The sequence below is a fragment of the Tepidamorphus sp. 3E244 genome, assembly GCF_046159835.1.
Classification (GTDB): Bacteria; Pseudomonadota; Alphaproteobacteria; order Rhizobiales; family Tepidamorphaceae; genus JACKJK01.
Window position 1 is genome coordinate 353913 of sequence record NZ_JBJXCY010000002.1, and the last position, 19125, is coordinate 373037.

Annotated in this window: 16 protein-coding genes and 1 other RNA gene; 7 read left to right on the top strand and 10 right to left on the bottom strand. The window is 65.3% G+C overall.

Features of this window, described 5'->3' with window-relative positions:
* Positions 1-5: 5 nt before the first annotated feature.
* The 10 genes from mraY to ACKTEK_RS10555 form a co-directional block, all read right to left on the bottom strand.
* Positions 6-1088: a phospho-N-acetylmuramoyl-pentapeptide-transferase gene (gene mraY / locus ACKTEK_RS10510; RefSeq protein ID WP_409165243.1), complete on the bottom strand. Its 1083-nt coding sequence runs from the start codon at positions 1086-1088 to the stop codon at positions 6-8.
* Between the two features lie 14 nt (positions 1089-1102).
* The gene (locus ACKTEK_RS10515; protein ID WP_409165244.1) at positions 1103-2524 is read right to left on the bottom strand and encodes a UDP-N-acetylmuramoylalanyl-D-glutamyl-2,6-diaminopimelate--D-alanyl-D-alanine ligase; all 1422 of its coding nucleotides are present in this window, start codon (positions 2522-2524) and stop codon (positions 1103-1105) included.
* Positions 2525-2526: 2 nt separating this feature from the next.
* Positions 2527-3984, bottom strand: a complete 1458-nt coding sequence (locus ACKTEK_RS10520) for a UDP-N-acetylmuramoyl-L-alanyl-D-glutamate--2,6-diaminopimelate ligase (RefSeq protein ID WP_409165245.1) — start codon at positions 3982-3984, stop codon at positions 2527-2529.
* Positions 3985-4050: 66 nt separating this feature from the next.
* Positions 4051-5754 (bottom strand): peptidoglycan D,D-transpeptidase FtsI family protein, encoded by a 1704-nt coding sequence (locus ACKTEK_RS10525; RefSeq protein WP_409165246.1) that lies wholly within the window; start codon positions 5752-5754, stop codon positions 4051-4053.
* Between the two features lie 73 nt (positions 5755-5827).
* Positions 5828-6265: a hypothetical protein gene (locus tag ACKTEK_RS10530; protein WP_409165247.1), complete on the bottom strand. Its 438-nt coding sequence runs from the start codon at positions 6263-6265 to the stop codon at positions 5828-5830.
* Positions 6266-6300: 35 nt separating this feature from the next.
* Positions 6301-7245 carry a 16S rRNA (cytosine(1402)-N(4))-methyltransferase RsmH gene (gene rsmH / locus ACKTEK_RS10535; protein WP_409165248.1) on the bottom strand — a complete coding sequence of 315 codons (945 nt, stop codon included), beginning with the start codon at positions 7243-7245 and terminating at the stop codon, positions 6301-6303.
* A 42-nt stretch (positions 7246-7287) separates the two neighbouring features.
* An RNA gene (gene rnpB / locus ACKTEK_RS10540) (RNase P RNA component class A) lies at positions 7288-7659 on the bottom strand.
* A 67-nt stretch (positions 7660-7726) separates the two neighbouring features.
* Positions 7727-8902 carry a hypothetical protein gene (locus ACKTEK_RS10545; protein ID WP_409165249.1) on the bottom strand — a complete coding sequence of 392 codons (1176 nt, stop codon included), beginning with the start codon at positions 8900-8902 and terminating at the stop codon, positions 7727-7729.
* Between the two features lie 119 nt (positions 8903-9021).
* Complete coding sequence (locus ACKTEK_RS10550) at positions 9022-9738, bottom strand: N-acetylmuramoyl-L-alanine amidase (RefSeq protein ID WP_409165250.1); 717 nt, start codon at positions 9736-9738, stop codon at positions 9022-9024.
* 15 nt (positions 9739-9753) lie between these two features.
* Positions 9754-10470, bottom strand: a complete 717-nt coding sequence (locus ACKTEK_RS10555) for a TerB family tellurite resistance protein (RefSeq protein ID WP_409165251.1) — start codon at positions 10468-10470, stop codon at positions 9754-9756.
* A gap of 73 nt (positions 10471-10543) precedes the next feature.
* On the opposite strand from ACKTEK_RS10555, the gene ACKTEK_RS10560 reads away from it, so the two are divergent.
* From ACKTEK_RS10560 to ACKTEK_RS10590, 7 genes are all read left to right on the top strand, one after another.
* A complete protein-coding gene (locus ACKTEK_RS10560) occupies positions 10544-11521 on the top strand; it encodes a DMT family transporter (RefSeq protein WP_409165252.1) in 978 nt (325 codons plus the stop codon).
* Between the two features lie 23 nt (positions 11522-11544).
* A complete protein-coding gene (locus ACKTEK_RS10565) occupies positions 11545-15159 on the top strand; it encodes a hydantoinase B/oxoprolinase family protein (protein ID WP_409165253.1) in 3615 nt (1204 codons plus the stop codon).
* Between the two features lie 388 nt (positions 15160-15547).
* Complete coding sequence (gene rpsU / locus ACKTEK_RS10570) at positions 15548-15787, top strand: 30S ribosomal protein S21 (protein WP_409165254.1); 240 nt, start codon at positions 15548-15550, stop codon at positions 15785-15787.
* A 60-nt stretch (positions 15788-15847) separates the two neighbouring features.
* Positions 15848-16168, top strand: coding sequence for a hypothetical protein (locus ACKTEK_RS10575; protein WP_409165255.1), 321 nt, complete (start codon positions 15848-15850; stop codon positions 16166-16168).
* Positions 16169-16406: 238 nt separating this feature from the next.
* Positions 16407-16835 (top strand): peptidylprolyl isomerase, encoded by a 429-nt coding sequence (locus ACKTEK_RS10580; RefSeq protein WP_409165256.1) that lies wholly within the window; start codon positions 16407-16409, stop codon positions 16833-16835.
* Positions 16836-17042: 207 nt separating this feature from the next.
* On the top strand, positions 17043-18398 hold the full coding sequence (locus ACKTEK_RS10585; protein WP_409165257.1) for a mechanosensitive ion channel domain-containing protein: 1356 nt from the start codon (positions 17043-17045) through the stop codon (positions 18396-18398).
* Positions 18399-18412: 14 nt separating this feature from the next.
* Positions 18413-19117: a hypothetical protein gene (locus ACKTEK_RS10590; RefSeq protein WP_409165258.1), complete on the top strand. Its 705-nt coding sequence runs from the start codon at positions 18413-18415 to the stop codon at positions 19115-19117.
* Positions 19118-19125: the final 8 nt, after the last annotated feature.

A 19125-nucleotide genomic window follows, 5' to 3' on the forward strand; every position in this document is an offset into this window, starting at 1 on the left:
CGCCACTACCTCAGCTTCAGCGTGGACAGGCCGACAAGCGCGAGCACGAAGGAGATGATCCAGAAGCGGATCACGATCTGCGGTTCCTTCCAGCCAAGATGCTCGAAGTGATGATGGATCGGCGCCATCTTGAACACGCGCTTGCCCGTCAGCTTGAACGAGACGACCTGCACGATCACCGAGACCGCCTCCAGCACGAATAGCCCGCCGACGATGGCGAGAACGATCTCGTGCTTGGCCGCGACCGCGATGGCGCCAAGCCCGCCACCCAGCGCCAGCGAGCCGGTATCGCCCATGAAGATCTGCGCAGGCGGCGCGTTGAACCACAGGAAGCCGAGTCCCGCGCCGATGATCGCGCCGCAGACGACGGCGAGTTCACCGGTGCCCGGCACGAAATTGATCTGCAGGTAGTTGGAGAAGACCGCATTGCCCGAGACATAGGCGATGAGGCCGAAGGTGGCCGCCGCGATCATCACCGGCACGATGGCCAGCCCGTCGAGACCGTCGGTGAGGTTCACCGCGTTGCCCGCGCCCACGATCACCAGCACGCCGAACGGGATGAAGAACAGCCCGAGATAGATCAGGAAATCCTTGAAGAACGGCACCGCGACCCCGAAGGCGAGATTGTCCGGCGAGAACACGCCCACGAGATACGACGCGATACCCGCCACGATGATCTCCAGCGCCAGCCGCTGCTTGCCCGAAAAGCCCATGTGGGACTGCTTCGTCACCTTCAGGAAGTCGTCATAGAAGCCGATCAGCCCGAAGGACAGCGTCACCCCCAGCACGATCCAGACATAAGCGTTGGACAGGTCCGCCCAGATGAGCGTTGTGACCAGCATGCCGGTGAGGATCATCAGCCCGCCCATGGTCGGCGTGCCGGCCTTGGCGAAATGGCTCTCCGGCCCGTCGGTGCGGATCGGCTGGCCCTTGCCCTGCCGCAGGCGCAGCGAGCGGATGATCGCCGGACCGAACAGGAACACGAACAGCATCGCCGTCAGCACGGCGCCGCCGGTTCGAAATGTCAGGTAACGGAACAGGTTGAGAAACGGCAGGGCTTCGCTGAACGTCTCGAGAAAGACCAGCATGGTCGCTTTATCTCCTAGCTGGCTTCATCCAGCACGCCGTGGCGCGTTTTCAAGGCTTCCACGATGGGGCCCATGCGCGAACCAAGCGATCCCTTGACCATGACCGCATCACCGGGCCGAACGGCACCGACGACCGAATCCTTCAGGTCTTCTGCCGCACCGGCATATCCACCCTGACGCTCCGGCGGAAGCGCCTCGTAGAGTGCGGCCATGTTTGAGCCGCAGGCGAAGACAAGGTCAAGCCCGACGCGGTTTATTTCCTTGGCCACCTGCGCATGCAGGTCGCGGGAACTGTCGCCCAGCTCCAGCATGTCGCCCAGTACCGCGATGCGCCGCCCGCCCGCCTGCACCGGCGTCAGCGCGAGGTTGGCGATGGCCGCGCGCATGGACGCCGGGTTGGCATTGTAGCTCTCGTCGATCAGCAGCGCGGTGTGGTCGATCTCGCCGATCAGCGTGCGCTCGCCGCGCCCCTTGGGTGCGTGCAACTGCCCGTAGGCCATGCCGGCACGGGCAAGGTCGCCACCGGCAAGCTTCACCGCCCCCATCACCGCGAGCGAATTCTGGACGAGATGCCGTCCCGGCGCACCGATCTTGTAGGTGACTTCGTCGCCCATGATGCTGGCTGTCACGGCGGAATAACCCGGCTCGCACACGCTGTTCAGCAGCTTGATTTCCGCAAGGCCGTGCTCTCCGAAGCCGACGACCGTCAGCCCGCGCTCTTTCGCGGCGGCCGCCAGCCGCTTGTATTGCAGGTTGTCGCGGTTGAGCAGCACGGTGCCGCCCGGCTCGGTGCCCTCGAAGATTTCCGCCTTGGCATCGGCAATCGCCTCGACCGACTTGAAGAACTCGATATGCACCGGTTCCACGGTTGTGATGATGGAGATGTGCGGACGCACCATGCGGCTCAGCGGGCCGATCTCGCCCGGCGCGTTCATGCCCATCTCGAAAATGCCAAAGTCAGCCGAGCGCGGAAACCGCGACAGCGACAGCGGCACGCCCCAATGGTTGTTGTGGGACGCAGCCGAAGCGTAGGTCTCGCCCGACGGCGCAAGCACCAGCTTCAGGGCTTCCTTGGTGCCGGTCTTGCCGACGCTGCCGGTGACGCCAATCACCCTGGCAGAGGACCGCGCCCGCGCGGCCTTGCCGACATCTTCCAGCGCCCGCAGCACATTGGCGACGCCGATGACGCAACCTGCATCTGAAAACTCGGCGGCACGGCTGTCGACGACCACGGCGCAGGAAGCCCCCTTCTCCAGAGCCGCCTTCGCGAAGTCGTGCCCGTCGAAACGGTCACCGAGGATCGCAAAGAACGCGTCGCCCTTTTCCAGCGTGCGGGTGTCGATGGAAATACCGGTCACGTCCGGCAGGTCGCCACTGGCTTCCCCGCCCGTTGCTGCGAGGAAATCCGCTGCCGTCCAGAGGGGCGCAGCTGCCATGCTCAGGCTCCGTTCAGCGCGTCACGCGCGGTTTCGAGATCGGAAAACGGGTGCATCACGCCGGCCACCAACTGGCCGTTCTCGTGGCCCTTGCCCGCGATGATGACGACATCGCCCTTTTCCATCATGGCGATGGCGGCGTGGATCGCCTCGCGCCGGTCGCCGATCTCGGTTGCGTTCGGCGCGCCCTTGAGGACCGCCTTGCGGATTTCCGCCGGGTCCTCGCTACGCGGGTTGTCGTCGGTAACGATGACGACGTCGGCCATCTCGGCGGCGGCTTCGCCCATCAGTTCGCGCTTGCCCGGATCGCGATCGCCGCCCGCCCCGATGACCGCGATCAGCTTGCCGGTCGTGAAGGGCCGCAGAGATTGAAGCGTCGAGCGGATCGCGCCGGGCTTGTGCGCGTAGTCGATGAAGACCGACGCGCCCTTCCCCTCCGCAGCAGCGGGCTGCAGGCGGCCTTCCGCGCCTTCAAGCGTGGCGATGGCTTCCACGGCGGCACGCGGGCTCATGCCCGTGGCAATCGCAAGCCCGGCTGAAACCAGCGCGTTCGACACCTGGAAGACACCGGCCATCGGCAGCGTGACTTCCACGCGCCCGTCGCCGCAATCGACTGTCAGCGTCTGGGAAAGGCGTGCCGTCTCGACACGCTCAAGCCGGATCGCATCGCCCGCGCGCCCGACGGTCAGCAGCTTCAGCCCGCGATCACGCGCGGCCTTTGCGGCAGGTTCGGCGGTCGGCTCGTCGGCATCGACCACGACGATCCCGTCGTCGGGCAGCAGCGTATCGACCAGCCGCAGCTTGGCGGCGAGGTAGTCTTCCATCGTCGGATGGTAGTCGAGGTGGTCGCGGCTGAGATTCGTGAAGGCGGCTGCCTTCAGCTTCACGCCGTCGAGGCGGCGCTGCTCGATGCCGTGGCTGGAGGCTTCCATCGCGGCATGGGTCACCCCTTGGCCTGCGAGAGACGCGAGCGTTTCGTGAAGCGTAATGGAATCAGGCGTCGTCAGGCTGCCGTAGTCACTGATGCCCGGCGCGACGATCCCGACCGTGCCGATGCTGGCGGCATTGTGTCCGCCTGCCGCCCAGAGCTGGCGCAGGAAGGTGACGATGGATGTCTTGCCGCTGGTGCCGGTGACGGCGGCCATCGTTTCGGGCTGGCGTCCGGCAAAGCGCGCCGCGGCAAGCGCGGTGACGCGTCGCGGATCATCGACGCGCACGATGGTCGCATCACCGAGAACCGATTCGTCGAGTTCCGCCTCGCGCCCCGCAATGACGGCGGCAGCACCAGCCTGCACGGCGGCACCGGCAAAGCGTGCACCGTCGACGGCCACACCGGGCAGCGCGAAGAAGGCGGAGCCGGCGCGCGCCTTGCGGCTGTCGAGCGCAAGCGCGGTGATGTCACGATCCGCCCCCAGCAGGCGAATGCCGGGCGTATCGGCCAGAAGTCTGGAAAGCAGCATGGGCGATTGCCCTTCCGGAAAGCGAGACGCTGAGCCGGCGCATGCGCCGGCATCTGACGAATCTGTCTAGTCCAGAACGGGCGTGACGCCAAGGAGTGGCGCGATGCGGGTGATGACCTTGCCGGACGTGGGAACCGCGTTCCAGCCCGACGTGCGGTAGCCGTGGGTCTCCTTTATGCCCTGTGGCTCGTCCAGCATGAGCAGCATCAGGTATTCCGGATTGTCGGTCGGAAAAGCGGAAATGAAGCTCGTCAGCAGCTTGGTGTTGGAATAGCGGCCATCGACCACCTTTTCCGCCGTGCCGGTCTTGCCACCGACGCGGTAGCCCAGAACACCGGCCTTCTTGGCCGTGCCCTCGTCCACGTTCATCCGGAACAGTTCGCGCATCATGTCGCTGGTCGAAGGCTGGATGACCTGCTTGGCGAGCGCCTTGGCCTGGCGCTCCGAGCGCTGGAAGAACGTCGGCGGGATCAGCAACCCGCCGTTCATCAGCGCCGCGCCGCCTGCCGCTGCCTGGATCGGCGCGACCGAGAAACCATGGCCGAAGGAAATCGTCATGCTGGCGAGGTCGGTCCAGCGCTGCGGCGTCAGCGGCAGGGCCGATTCGGGCAGTTCGGTATGCGGGCGCTGGAAGAAGCCGAACCGCTCCATAAATTCCTTGTGCCGCTCGATCCCGGCGGCAAGCGCCATCTTCGCGGTGCCGATATTAGAGGAGTGCACGAATACTTCCGGCAGCGTCAGGATGCGGCGCTCGGCGTGGAAATCGTTGATCGTGAACGACGCGACACGGATCGGGCTGCGGGCGTCATAGGTGGTGGAGAAATCCGCCTCGCCGCTGTCGAGTGCCATGGCGACCGTGAACGCCTTGAAGGTGGAACCCAGCTCGTAGACACCTGCCGTGATGCGATTGATCGCATCCTTCTCCAGCGCGGTTTCCGGCTGGTTCGGATCGTAGTCCGGCATCGAGACGAGCGCGAGAACCTCGCCGTTGCGCACGTTGAGGACGACGCCTGCACCGGCCTTGGCGCTGAAGGTCTCCATCGCATTGAGGATTTCATCACGCAGCGCGTGCTGGACGCGCACGTCGAGAGACAGCGTCACCGGGGCCTGCTCGTCGCTGCGTGCAAAGCCCGCGTCATGCAGGTCGGCAAGGCCGAGGCTGTCGATGTGCTTCTCGATGCCCGCGATACCGGCATTGTCGATGTTCACGTGGCCGACGACATGGGAGGTCAGGCGCCCGCTCGGATAGAAGCGGCGGTTTTCCTCGATGAAGCCGATGCCGGGAATGCCGAAATTGTGGATCGTATCGCGCTGCTCGGGCGTCAGCTCGCGCTTGAGCCAGACGAACCTTTTGTCGGATTTCAGCTTGGCGCGCAGACCGCCAGTGTCGAACTCCGGCACGGCGGCGGTGAGAAGCTCGATGGCCTCGTCAACGTCGAGAATGCGGTGCGGCTCGGCATAGAGTGAGGGCGTGCGCACGTCGGTCGCCAGCAGCACGCCGTTGCGGTCGCGAATGTCCGGACGGGCCTGCGAGACGCCGTCGGCGGCAGTGGCATAGACGGTGGACGGCGCGGTTTCCGCCATGCCTAGCGTCACCAGCCGCCCGATGATGGTGGCATAGCCGACCGCGAAGACGAGCGTCGTCAGCAGCACGCGCGAACGGCTGCGACGGGTCGCATTCACCGGCTTGCGGGTTGTCTTGTTTCTGGAACCGAAGGCCGGTCGCGGAATCGCGAAGCCGCCTTCACGCTTGAAGAGATCGATACGCAAACGCCACACTCACCCTGATCGGAACCGCCCCCCGGCGTTCCTCCCCTGCCGCCCGGTACTCAGGCGGCGTCCGTCAACGCTGTCCCTGCGCTGCGAGAATGTCCTCGATACTCGTCGGCGCCGGGTCCTCGCGGATCGCGATATCATCCAGCGCAACGACCTGTTCCATCTTGAAGGGCTGAAGATTTAGAAATCGTTCAGCAAGCGCCTGGATGCGCTCCGGGCGGTTGAGATAGGTCCATTCCGCCTGCAGCAGGTCGATCGCCGCGCGCTCCTTGGAAATCTCCGATTTCAGCCGCGCGATGTTGGTACGCCGCTCCTGCGCCTCGTGCTTGTACTGGAATAGCGCAATCGCCGAGACGACCATCGCGGCGCAGGCGAAAAGCCCGGCCACACGCAACATGCCGAGATGGCGCAGCTGCCGCCGCGCCGGGCCTGTTGGACCGGTGTCTTCTTGCTGCCCTTGCGGGGAATAGGCGTCCTGCGCGTCGTAGTCGTCGAAATCCTGCATCGATCCCTCCGGCCGGTACGGCCGGGTCCCGTGTCTTAACGGGATCGCGCCGGCGCTCCCGTTCTGGTCGCAGCGCGCAGCCTTGCGGAACGCGCGCGAGGATTGGCTTCGAGTTCGGCCTTGCCAGCGGTCCGCTTGTCGCCGCTTTCCATCCGGAATGTCGGCTCCGGAAGGTCGGCCTGCGGCAGGTGGCGCGAACCGCCTCCGGTCCGCCCGCTTCGCTCGGCGAAGAATTTCTTCACCATACGGTCCTCGAGCGAATGAAAGGTTACGATCGCGAGCCGGCCACCGGGTTTGAGGATTTTTTCTGCCTCCTCCATCGCCCGACCAATCTCGCCAAGCTCGTCGTTCACCGCGATCCGCAACCCCTGAAACGTCCGGGTTGCCGGGTGTTTTTCGCCGAACCGGCGCGGCGGAAGGCATTTCGACACGCAGTCGGCGAGGTCGAGGGTGCGCGTGAACGGCATCTCTGCCCTGCGTTTCACGATGGCCTTGGCGATGCGGCGCGAGGCGCGCTCCTCGCCGTAGCGAAAGATGACGTCGGCAAGCTCTTCCTCCGGCAGCGTGTTGACGAGGTCCGCCGCGCTGTCGCCGTCCTGCCCCATGCGCATGTCGAGCGGCCCGTCGTTTTGGAAGGAAAAGCCGCGCTCGGCCTGGTCGAGTTGCATCGAGGAGACGCCGATATCCAGCACCACGCCGTCCACCGACTCGTGGCCGAGGTCTTCGGCAATCTCCACCATCTGCGAAAAGACACCGCGCACCACCTGCAGCCGCCCGTCATAGCGCGCGACCATGTCCGCTGCCCCGGCGACCGCGTCCGGGTCGCGGTCGATGCCGATGACGTGCGTGCTGGCGGCATCGAGGATCGCGCGCGAATACCCGCCCGCCCCGAACGTGCCATCGATGATGACATCACCGTCGGCGGGCTGGAGCGCCTCGACGACCTCGTCGAGCAGTACGGGAATGTGGGGTGCTTCCAAGCTGTCGTCTCTCCTGCGCGATTGCCCTGCGCAATTCAAAAGGTGGCCAGCCGACCTGTAAGCCGGGTTCTGTATGGCGGAAGATTTCCGCGTGACAGCCATTCATCTGGGACCGCCGTTGCCGGCGGCCTCATGCAACCAACCCGGATGGCAGCGTGGAAACACGCCTGGGCACGAAGGCCCGCGCCATCCCTATTCGGTTTTGCTCCCGGTGGGGTTTGCCCTGCCACCGACGTTACCGCCGGCGCGGTGCGCTCTTACCGCACCCTTTCACCCTTGCCGCGGCGAACCGCGGCGGTTTGCTTTCTGTGGCACTTTCCCTGAGGTCGCCCTCGCCGGGCGTTACCCGGCACCGTGTTTCCATGGAGCCCGGACTTTCCTCTCCGCAAGCGGAGCGGCCGCCCGGTCGACTGGCCGCGCGCAAGATAAGCTCGGAGTAGTGGCGAAACAACCACGCCGGACAGAGCGTGGAGCCGGTGCGCTAGATACGCACCCGCGACGCGATGCCGGCGAAGATGGAAGCAATGGATGGATAGGTCTCCACCTGCTCCTGCATGGTGGATGCAATCTCCAGGATGCGCTGGCGCGAATGCTTGGAAACCGCGCCCTCCTCCATCAGCACGATCATCGTGTCGAGCTGGTCGACGGCGTCGGCATCCTGCAGCGTCTCGTCGTAGAAGCGGCGGACATGGGCAAGCTGCGGCATCACGCGGCTGAAATCGATCGGCGAAAGGGTCTCCGCCCGCGGATCAGGCTCACCGTCCGCTGCGGGAATGTCGGACGCGCGCGCTTCCTCGCTGCGGCCGAGATCCTCGAAATGGGCATCCCGCACACCGCTGGCAGTGGTGTCGTGCAGGTCGCGTTCCTTCGGCGCAGCGGGTTTCGGTTCCGGCGCCTTGGGCGCGGCAGGCGCAGCCGGTGCGGGTCTGGAGCGGATGTTATCGGCCGACAGGTCGAGGTCATCAAGACCAAAGCCGTCGTCATAGTCGATCGGGCCGACCGTCTCTTCTGCCGGCTCGGGCGCCTTGCGCGGCGGCGGCGGCGGGGTTGGTGCGCGCGGTGCCGGCTCGGGCCTGCGAACAGGTTCCTCGCGCCGCGCGCGCGGCGGAGGCGGCGGCGCAGGTTCTTCCTCGTCGAGGTTCAGTTCGAATGCGTCGTCCTGCTGCGGGGGCTCGTAGCTGCCCTCGTTGCGCAGCGGCGCAAATCGGGAATTGGCGAAATCGAAGAAGCCCGTCATCGCCAGGTCGTCCTGGTTGATGCGCGCATCGAGGAAGGACTTCACCCGCTGCAGGAACTTGAGATCGCTGCTCTCGAAGATCGCGGCTCCGCCATCGCAGCCGGTGATCATCAGGCTGATGGGCGGCGAGGGAATGAACGGAATGAAGCCGATGACAAGGCCCACGGCCATGCCAATGGCGATGGTCACCGGCGAGACAAGATACAGCGCGCCGGCCACGCCACCGAAGATGATGGCGAACAGCACGAAGAACAGCTTGCCAACCGTGACACGCGGAGGCCGGTAGATGATGATGGAGGCGACATTGGCCAGCACCATGCTCCGGTAGCCCATATCCAGCATGTACCGGCCCACCGCCAAGGTGCGGTGCACGGTCCGGTCGTCGCTGCGGCCTCCCGAAGCGAAGCCTGTACTCACCATTCAACTGGCCCCCAGTAACAATTCAACTTTCAGTATACGTCTGACTCAGTTTGCTTAAAAGGCAATGTGCACCTGACAGTGTGTCTTGGTTAACGGCGGAAATCCGGCGCAACGATAAACTATGACAGTCGGTGCAATGTTTCGATCGTGGACGCATCGGCGATGCCGTCCACCTTGGCCGTCCGAAAATGCCGCTGAAACGCCGCAACCACCTGTTCCGTCGCCAAATCGTACGTACCGTCAATTTCGATGCCGTAGCCATAGTGGGCGAGCATGGCCTGCAACGCCGCAACCGGCTGTCCGCTGTCGCCGCGCTGGAAAAACCGACCGCTGCGGATGGGCGACGGCTCGATCCAATGCCCCACGCCGTGGCCGGCAAGCCGCGCCCAGTCGAACTTTTCGCCGGGATCGAGCTTGCGCGCGGGAGCAATGTCGGAGTGGGCGAGCACACGTTTAGCGGGAATCGACAAACGTCCGCAGATATCCGCGCACAGCGCCGTCACCGCTTCCATCTGCGGTTCGGGGAAATCCGGGTATCCGCCCGCGTGGCCGGGATTGGCGATCTCGATGCCAATGGAGCGCGAGTTGATATCGCTGACGCCCGCCCAGTGGCTGACGCCCGCATGCCAGGCCCGCCGGTCTTCGGGCACAAGCTGGCACACGGTGCCATCCTCGTAGACGAAGTAGTGGGACGAAACTTGCGAGGCCTTGTCGCAGAGCCAGTCATGCGCGGCCTTGGCCGTCTCCATCCCGGTATAGTGCAGGATGAGCATGTCCACCGGCCCCTCGCGACGCTCGCCGTGATTGGGGGACGGCGTGATCCGGTAGCGCGCCATGTGTGCCGCCTGCCCCTAAAGCCCGCGCGCCCGCGACACGCGCTCGTAGGCCGCATTGATGGCGGCCAGCCGGTCATTGGCGATGGCGATCATCTCCTCCGGCAGGCCGCGCGCGATCAGCTTGTCGGGATGGTTCTGCGCGACGAGCTTGCGATAGTGCGACTTGATCTCCGCGTCGCTCGCATCGCGGCTGACGCCGAGCGCGCGGTAAGGGTCGCGCTTTCCATCATCGACGTGCCGCGCGAGGATCGCCTCGAACTGCTGGTCGCTGAAGCCGAAAATCTCCGAGATGACTTCCAGCTGAAGCCGCTCGTCTTCATGCACGGCACCGTCCGCCTTTGCGACATGGAACAGACCGTCCAGCACGTCTTCCAGCAGGTCCTCCTGACCCTTGAAGTCGGTCGCGATGCGGCGCGCATAGGCGTCAAACCCGGCGGCATCCTTCTTCGCCAGGTCATAAAGCGCGCGCACGCGCGGCAACTGGTCCTCGCTGAAGGCGAAGACCTGCCGGAATGCGTTGAACTCGCCCTGCGTGGCGACGCCATCGGCCTTGGCCATCTTGGCCGACAGCGCGATGACGGCGGACGAGAAGCGTTCCTCCGCACTCCCGGCAAACAGCCGCGTCACGGCGCGCCACGCCGCGACGAACGGCGAGCCGATGAAATGCAGCAAACGCAATGCAGCCGGTCGCGAAGACGGATCGCCTTGCGAAACGGTTCGGGAAGGGGTCATGTCGCGAACATAACCGCCAATCCGCGCCGCGACCAGCGCCCCACGGCCCGTTTTCGCTCAAGGCAACCCAGCCATGACACAAGCCCGTTTCAGCAGCGCGGAAGGCGCGGACCCGGCGCGCAGGCGCGAACTGGCAGGCTATGCCCTGGGCTTCCTCGGCGTCGTCATCTTCGGTGGGACGATTCCCTTCACCAAACTCGCGATCCACGACCTGTCGCCCTGGTTCCTGGCGCTCGGGCGGGCATCCGTCGCAGCCTGTCTTGCCACCGCGACGCTGCTCGTCACCCGGTCCCCGCGCCCGCGCCGCGAGGACATCGTGCCCCTGCTCGCCTCCGGCGTGCTGCTGGTGCTGGGCTTCCCCCTCTTCATCACGATGGCATTGGAATATGTCCCTGCCATCCACGGGGCCATCGTCATCGGCATCCTGCCGCTGGCAACGGTCGTGGCAGCCGCCATCATCCTGCGCGAGCGCCCAAGCCCGGCATTCTGGTTCTGGGCAGCCCTCGGCGCGCTGGCCGTCGTCGGCTACGCCGTCCGCAAGGGCGGGTTCACGCCGCACCTGCACGACATGCTGCTGCTTGCAGCGGTGGCCTGCGCGTCCACCGGATACACCATCGCTGGCCGCCTCAGTCGCCACATGCGCGGCTGGCAAGTCATCTCGTGGCAGCTTGTCTTCCTGTTTCCGGTGACGCTGCCGGTCGCGCTCTTCAATGCACCCGCCGATCTCTCGTCCGTCCCGCTCTCTGCGTGGACCGGCTTTGGATACGTTTCGCTGTTCTCGATGTTCCTGGGCTTCTTCGCCTGGAATGCCGGCCTTGCGATGGGCGGCGTTTCGCGCGTCTCGCAGGTGCAATTGCTGCAGACCTTCGTCAGCCTCGCCGTTGCGGCACTGCTGCTCGGCGAGCCGCTCGATGCCGAGACGCTGCTGTTCGCCAGTGCTGTTGTCGTCATCGTGTTTCTCGGGCGGCGCGCCCGCGTCGGTGTGACGCCGCCTCCCCCACCTTGCCCGCCGAAACGCACAGGCCTTAGTGTCGGCGGCAACACGCCCTGAAAAGACAAGGACAAGAAGACGACATGACCGGCAAATGGGATTTCTGGATCGACCGTGGCGGCACGTTCACCGACATCGTGGCACGCGACCCCGATGGTGCGCTTCATGCCGCCAAGCTGCTGTCCGAGAACCCCGGCGCCTATGACGACGCGGCCATCGAAGGCATCCGCCGGCTGATCGGCGCAAAGGATGGTGAGAAGATACCGTCCGGCTCCATCGGCGCGGTGAAGATGGGCACCACGGTTGCCACCAACGCGCTGCTGGAGCGCAAGGGCGACCGCACGCTTCTGGTCACCACGCGCGGTTTCCGCGATGCGCTGAAGATCGGCTACCAGGCCCGCCCGCATATCTTCGCCAAGGAAATCATCAAGCCGGACATGCTGTTCGAGACCGTGCACGAGGTCGACGAGCGCGTGCTGGCCGATGGCACGGTCGAGAAGGACCTCGACCGTGCGCAGGCGGAAGCCGGAATGCGGGCCGCCTTCGATGACGGCATTCGCGCCGTCGCCATCGTCTTCATGCACGCCTATCGCTACACCGAGCACGAAAAGGCCGTTGCGGAGATCGCCCGCAAGATCGGCTTCACGCAGGTCTCCGTCTCCCACGAGGTCTCCCCGCTGATGAAGCTCGTCGGGCGCGGCGACACGACCGTGGTCGATGCCTATCTCTCGCCGATCCTGCGCCGCTACGTGGAGCGCATCGCGGGCGAACTGAACGCCGATGCGGATGATGCCTCCGAGCGGCCGCGCCTGATGTTCATGATGTCGTCGGGCGGGCTGACGGCGGCCGACCTGTTCCAAGGCAAGGACGCGATCCTGTCCGGCCCAGCAGGCGGCGTGGTCGGCGCGGCGGAAACCGCCAACATGGCCGGGTTCCAGAAGATCATCGGCTTCGACATGGGCGGCACGTCCACCGACGTCTCCCACTATGACGGCGACTATGAACGCGCCTTCGACACCGAGGTCGCGGGCGTGCGCGTGCGTGCGCCCATGATGCGCATTCACACGGTCGCAGCCGGCGGCGGCTCGATCCTGCGCTACGACCAGGACCGCTTCCAGGCAGGTCCGCAGTCGGCGGGCGCAGATCCCGGTCCGGCCTGCTACCGGCGCGGCGGACCGCTGACCGTGACCGACGCCAACGTGATGACCGGCAAGCTCAAGTCCGCGTTCTTCCCCGCGATCTTCGGCCCCGGACAGGACGAGGCGCTGGACGAAGCAATCGTGCGCGAGAAGTTCGAGGAGCTACGCCAGCGCATCGGCGATGACCGCAGCGTCGAGGAGATCGCCGACGGCTACCTGCGCATCGCGGTGGAGAACATGGCGAACGCCATCAAGAAGATCTCCGTCCAGCGCGGCTATGACGTGACGCGCTACGCACTCTCCTCCTTCGGCGGAGCGGGCGGCCAGCACGCCTGCGCCATCGCCGACACGCTCGGCATGGAGACGATCCACATCCACCCCTTCTCGGGCCTGCTTTCGGCCTACGGCATGGGGCTGGCGACAATCTATGCCTCGCGATCCAAGGCGATGACCAAGCCGCTCGGGACAGAGAACGAGGCCGAGCTCAACGCGCTGATCGACGAGTTGCAGGGCGAAGTCTTCGACCTGCTGGCCGCGCAGGGCGTGAGCGACGACAACACTGCCCACTGCCCCGTCCTGCACCTGCGCTACGACGGCACCGACACCACCATTCCGGTGCGCTTCGCGACCCGCGACATGGACGAAGCGCGCGCCGACTTCGAACATGAGCACAAGACGCTGTTCGGCTTCACCTCGCCGGAACGCGACGTCGTCGTCGAAACCGTCGAGGTCGAAGGCTGGGATTCAAGCGTTTCGGGGCGCGACGAGCGCGACATGGATACCACCGATGCCGAGGCCAAACCCGCCGACACGACGCGCTTCTTCTCCGATGGTGCGTGGCACGAGGCCGATATCTACCGCCGCGCCGATGTTTCTCCGGGCCAGACGCTGAACGGTCCTGCCATCCTCGTGGAAGATCACCAGACCGTCGTCATCGAACCGGGCTGGCAGGCGCAGATCACGCCGAAGGACCATCTCGTCATTCGCCGCGTGGAGAAGAAGTCCCGCGAGGACGCGCTGGGCACCTACGCCGACCCGGTCATGCTGGAGGTGTTCAACAACCTCTTCATGTCCATCGCCGAGCAGATGGGCGTCGCGCTCCAGAACACCGCCTACTCCGTCAACATCAAGGAGCGGCTGGACTTCTCCTGCGCCGTCTTCCAGGCGGATTCATCGCTGGTTGCCAACGCGCCGCACATGCCGGTGCACCTCGGTTCCATGGACCGCTCGGTGGAGACGATCATCCGCCTCAACGAAGGCGCGATATCGCCGGGTGACTCGTTCATGCTGAACGCGCCCTACAACGGCGGCACGCACCTGCCGGACATCACCGTCTGCACGCCGGTATTTGATGATGCCGAAAAGGAGATCCTGTTCTGGGTCGCATCGCGCGGCCACCATGCCGACGTTGGCGGGTCCGCCCCCGGCTCGATGACGCCACTTGCCACCACGGTGGACGAAGAAGGCGTGCTCATCGACAACTTCAAGCTCGTCGACAAGGGTGACTTCCGCGAGGAGGCCCTCGTTGAACTGGTGACCGACCACCCCTACCCGGTGCGCAATGTCCACCAGAACGTCGCCGACCTGAAGGCCCAGCTCGCCGCCAACTCCAAGGGCGTGCAGGAGTTGCGCAAAATGGTGAAGCTCTTCGGGCTGGACGTCGTGAAGGCCTATATGGGCCACGTGCAGGACAACGCGGCCGAAAGCGTGCGCCGGGTGATCGAGGCCCTCTCGGACTCTGAGTTCGAGTACCCGACGGACCAGGGCGCGGTCATCAAGGTGAAGATCACCGTGAACAAGGAAAAGCGCGAGGCAACCGTCGACTTCACCGGCACCAGCGAGGTGCAACCGACGAACTTCAATGCTCCCGAGCCGGTCGCCCGCGCAGCCGTGCTCTATTGCTTCCGCGTGATGGTCGACGGCGATATCCCGATGAACGCCGGGTGCCTGCGCCCCATCAAGATCATCATCCCCGAAGGCACGATGCTGAAGCCCACCTACCCGGCCGCCGTCGTCGCCGGCAACGTCGAGACAAGCCAGCACGTCACCAACTGTCTGCTGTGCGCGCTGGGCGCCATGTCGGCGGCACAGGGGACCATGAACAACCTGACCTTCGGCAACGACGAGTACCAGTACTACGAGACGATCTGTTCCGGCTCGTCGGCCGGCCCCGGCTTCAACGGCACGGACGGTGTCCACACCCACATGACCAATGCCCGCCTGACCGACCCGGAAGTGCTGGAATTCCGCTTCCCCGTCGTGCTGGAGGATTTCCACATCCGCGAGGGCACCGGCGGCAAGGGGAAGTGGCACGCGGGAGACGGCACGATCCGTACGCTCCGGTTCCGCGAGACCATGGACTGCGCCATCCTCTCCTCCCACCGCCACGTGCCCCCGCCGGGGCTGGAAGGCGGCGAAAACGGCCTGACGGGCCGCACGCTCCTGCGCCGCAAGGACGGGACAGAGGAAGATTTCGGCGGCTGCAACCAGACGGTTCTGGAAGCCGGTGAGGCCGTCACGGTCATCACGCCGACGGGCGGCGGATACGGCAAGGCCTGAGGACTTCGACGGCTGGCAGACAAGCGGCAGGGCGGCTCTCGCCCGGCCTGCCTTGTTTATTGCCGCCCGGCCCGCTATGTTCAGAGCACTGCCTTTTTAGCCGTTTCGGCATGTTTGGCGCCTTTTTCACGACTGACGCCTGTCGATTTCCAGACTTTGCGGCCCTCCGGCACCGGCGCAGCTGCGCCAAACCGGAGAGAATCATGGTCGCAAGGCTACGGACCGCGTCAGCTCTGCAGCTTGCTCAAGCGAACAGATGCTCGGACCCGATCTTGGGAACCGGCAACGGGCGCCGCGCCGAACACGCCAGCCTCTCGCTGGCACGACAATCACAGGGCCAAGACGGCCTGAACCCGCCGAAGGCGGGCCATACGAACTAGGAGAGAAGATGCAGGTCATCGTCCGCGACAACAATATCGATCAGGCCATGCGCGTCCTGAAGAAGAAGCTTCAGCGCGAAGGTGTGTTCCGCGAGATGAAGGCGCGCCGCGCCTACGAGAAGCCGTCCGAAAAGCGTGCGCGCCAGAAGGCCGAGGCCGTCCGCCGCAACCGCAAGGCTGCCCGCAAGATGGCGCAGCGCGAAGGCCTGCTGCCCGGACCCAAGCGCAAGCCGCGCGTCGGTCGCTGACCTGGCGCCGGGTATTCGCCCGGCACCGCTTTAACTGACTGAAGCGTGAAGGAGAGGAAGATGTCCACGATCACCCCGGGACCCGGCAAATCACGGGCCGAAACCAAGCTGGATATTACCGACCGCACGTCCCAGGCCATCATCGACGCCGAAACCGGCAGCCGCGAAGCGAAGACCGAGCGGCTGCGCATTGCCCGCGAGAAGCGCGAGGCACAGGAAGAGCGCGCGGCGCAAATCGCCGCTGCCGCCACCAAGACGGTCAAGTCCCGCAAGAAGGCCGCGACGGCCAAGGCTGCACCCGCCAAGGCCGCTGCCAAGCCCAAGGCTGCTGCCAAGCCCAAGGCCCCGGCAAAGAAGGCCGCCGCCAAGAAGGCCGGCTAGTCCGTCAGCGAGCAAGCCTCGCAGGTCTCGTCGACGCGAAATTTGTCATCCACACGCTCTGAGCGCGTGAGATCACGAGGGCTGCATGGTTGCGATCGCAGCCAAAAGCCACGCGAAATTCCCACCCCTCTTTGACATCCCCGCCCATCCTTGCAAGCCTTGTCGCTGAGCCGCCGGGCTTGTTCGCGCGTCGATAGCGCGCCCGGCGAAAGTCATTCCTCCCCGAAAGGACATTCCCTTGACCCAGGCAAAACCGGGCGACACGCTGCATCTTCACTACAAGGGCTCGCTGGACGACGGCACCGTATTCGACAGTTCCGAAGGGCGCGACCCGCTGACCTTCGAGCTTGGCGCGGGCCAGATCATCCCCGGGCTCGATGAAGGCGTAACCGGCATGGAAGTCGGCGAAAAGCGCTCCGTGCGCGTCGAGCCGGATGCCGCCTACGGCCAGCATGTACCCGAGCGCGTGCAGGCCATCGACCGCGCCAACATCCCCGATCACATCTCCACAGATCCGGGCACCCAGCTTCAGGTGCAGACGCAGAAAGGCGAGCCGCTGACGGTCGTCGTCGTGGAATCGACCGACGAGAAGGTCGTCCTCGATGCCAACCACCCGCTGGCCGGCAAGGCGCTGAATTTCGACGTCGAACTCGTCGACATCAAGTAAGACCGCACGATCCGGCAGCCGGCGCGCCCGTTTCCCAGGGCGCGCTTTGCTTTGTTCGTTTCCGGCGCGGCCAAATCCGATGTATGACCCATCCTCGCGCGCAAATGCTTGAGGAACAGTCATGAATCGTATGGCCGGTGAGTTCAGGTCGAGGCAGGTGACGTTCGCCCCCCTGGTGTTGCGCTGGCGGTCGGCTTTGCCTGCCTGTTGCCGGTATCGAAGGCCACCGCCCAGACCGCGAACGGTTCGGCGGAGGAGGCTGTCTCGACGCCTGCGGAGAAGGTCGAGCTTCGCCAGAGCGCGGGCGACGAAGAGATTGCAGCGCGGCTGCGGCGGATTTTCCGGGCCAGCGGCTGGTTCCGAAACCTGTCCGTCGAGGTCACCGAAGGCATCGCCCTGCTGGACGGCTCCGCGCAGACCGAGCGCTACCGCGAATGGGCCGGCAGCGTCGCGGCCAAGACCGAGGGCGTGATCGCGGTCGTCAATCGCATCACCATCGACCCGGACGTGAACTGGGACTTCACACCCGCCTGGGAGGAGTTCTCGAGTTTCGCCACGCGCGTTCAGCGCGCACTGCCGACGCTTCTGCTGTCGATCGTCATTCTCGTCGCCGCGTGGCAGTTCGCCCGGCTGGTGTCCTACGTGGCGCGGTGGTCGCTCAAGGACCGCATTTCCTCGCCGCTGCTGCTTACGGTCGTGGCGCGCGCCTTCGCGGTCCCGGTCTTCATCCTCGGGCTTTACCTCATCCTGCAGATATCCGGGCTGACGCGGCTGGCGCTGACGCTGCTGGGCGGCACCGGCCTCATCGGCATCGCGCTGGGCTTTGCCTTCCGCGACATCGCGGAGAACTTCCTTGCAAGCCTGCTGCTGAGCGCGCGCAACCCGTTCCGCGCGGGCGATCTCATCCGGCTCGGCGAATACGAGGGCATCGTCAAGAACCTCAACACGCGCACAACCGTGCTGCTGACCGTTGACGGCAACCACATCCAGATTCCCAATGCCACCGTCTTCAAGAGCGTCATCACCAACTACAGCACGAATCCAAGCCGGCGCACGGATTTCATCGTCGGCATCGGTTACGATGATCCGACCGGCCAGGCGCAGAAGATCATCGAACAGACGCTGAGCGAGCATCCCGCCGTGCGCGACGAACCCGCCCCTTTCGTGGTCGTCGACCAACTCGCGGCCTCGACCGTCAATCTGCGGGTGTTCTTCTGGTTTGACAGCGAGATCTATTCGCCGGTGAAGCTGAAATCCGCCCTCATGCGGCAGACGAAGCAGGCGCTGCTCAATGGCGGGATATCGCTGCCCGACGAGGCGCGCGAGGTCATTTTCCCGCAAGGCGTCCCCATCGTGGGCGAACCAAAGAGCCTCCCGGACAAATCTGCATCCCCGGAGAAGCCGGAAACCCTCGACAAGGAAGAAGCCAGCGTCTTGGATGCCGAGGGCGGGCTTGAGAACGAGGACGAAGCCGCCTTGCGCGAGGCGGAAGCGACCGCCAGCCCGGATGAAAAAGAGAACCTGCTGACGTCGAAGCCTTCGGGAGAAACCCCGCAAGAATGAATGACCTGATGCATATGCCAGAGTTTCTTCCCGGTGCCGTGTTCAGCGGCATCGTGACCGCAACGCTCGTCATCGTGCTGCGCGCGCGCGCCGGCATGCCGCGGCTGGCGCTGTGGAAGCTGTTCCTGGCAGGCGTCGCCGGCGCATTTGTCGTCCCGTGGACAATCCGAATATTCGCAACCGCATGGGGCGCGACGCCGGGTCTGCCTGCCCTGCCTTTCATCTCGTTCGACCAGGTATTCATCGGCGCGCTGATCGTCATTTTCCTGCTGGCGCTCGGCAACAAGCCAAGCGGCAAGCCGCGCGTCAAATGGTGGACCGGGCTGGCAGCGGGCGTCTTCATCGCAGCCCTTCTGCCGAGTGCGCTCTTTTATGCGACCGGCGCGTACCAGCGCTCGTCGCTGCGGCCCGACGTGAACCAGTGCACCAGCGGCATGCTGGGCGAGGTACAGCCGCGCTCGGTCACCAACACCTGCGATGAGCCGATCACGGTCGGGATGTGTTTGCCCGGCGAGGTGAACCCTGCGGTTTGTTCGCAGACGAAGACGATTGCACCCGGCGAAACCGCCGCGTTCGAACCCGGCGACGCGCGGCTGTCGTCCCTGCCCTCCAACCTCAACGGATTGACGGTGGTCGCCTGCCGACCGCCCACGCGCCCCTCGCGCATGGGCACCACGATCGGTCGTGGTTACGAGGGCGTCTGCCTGCCGCCGGAATGATCTGACGC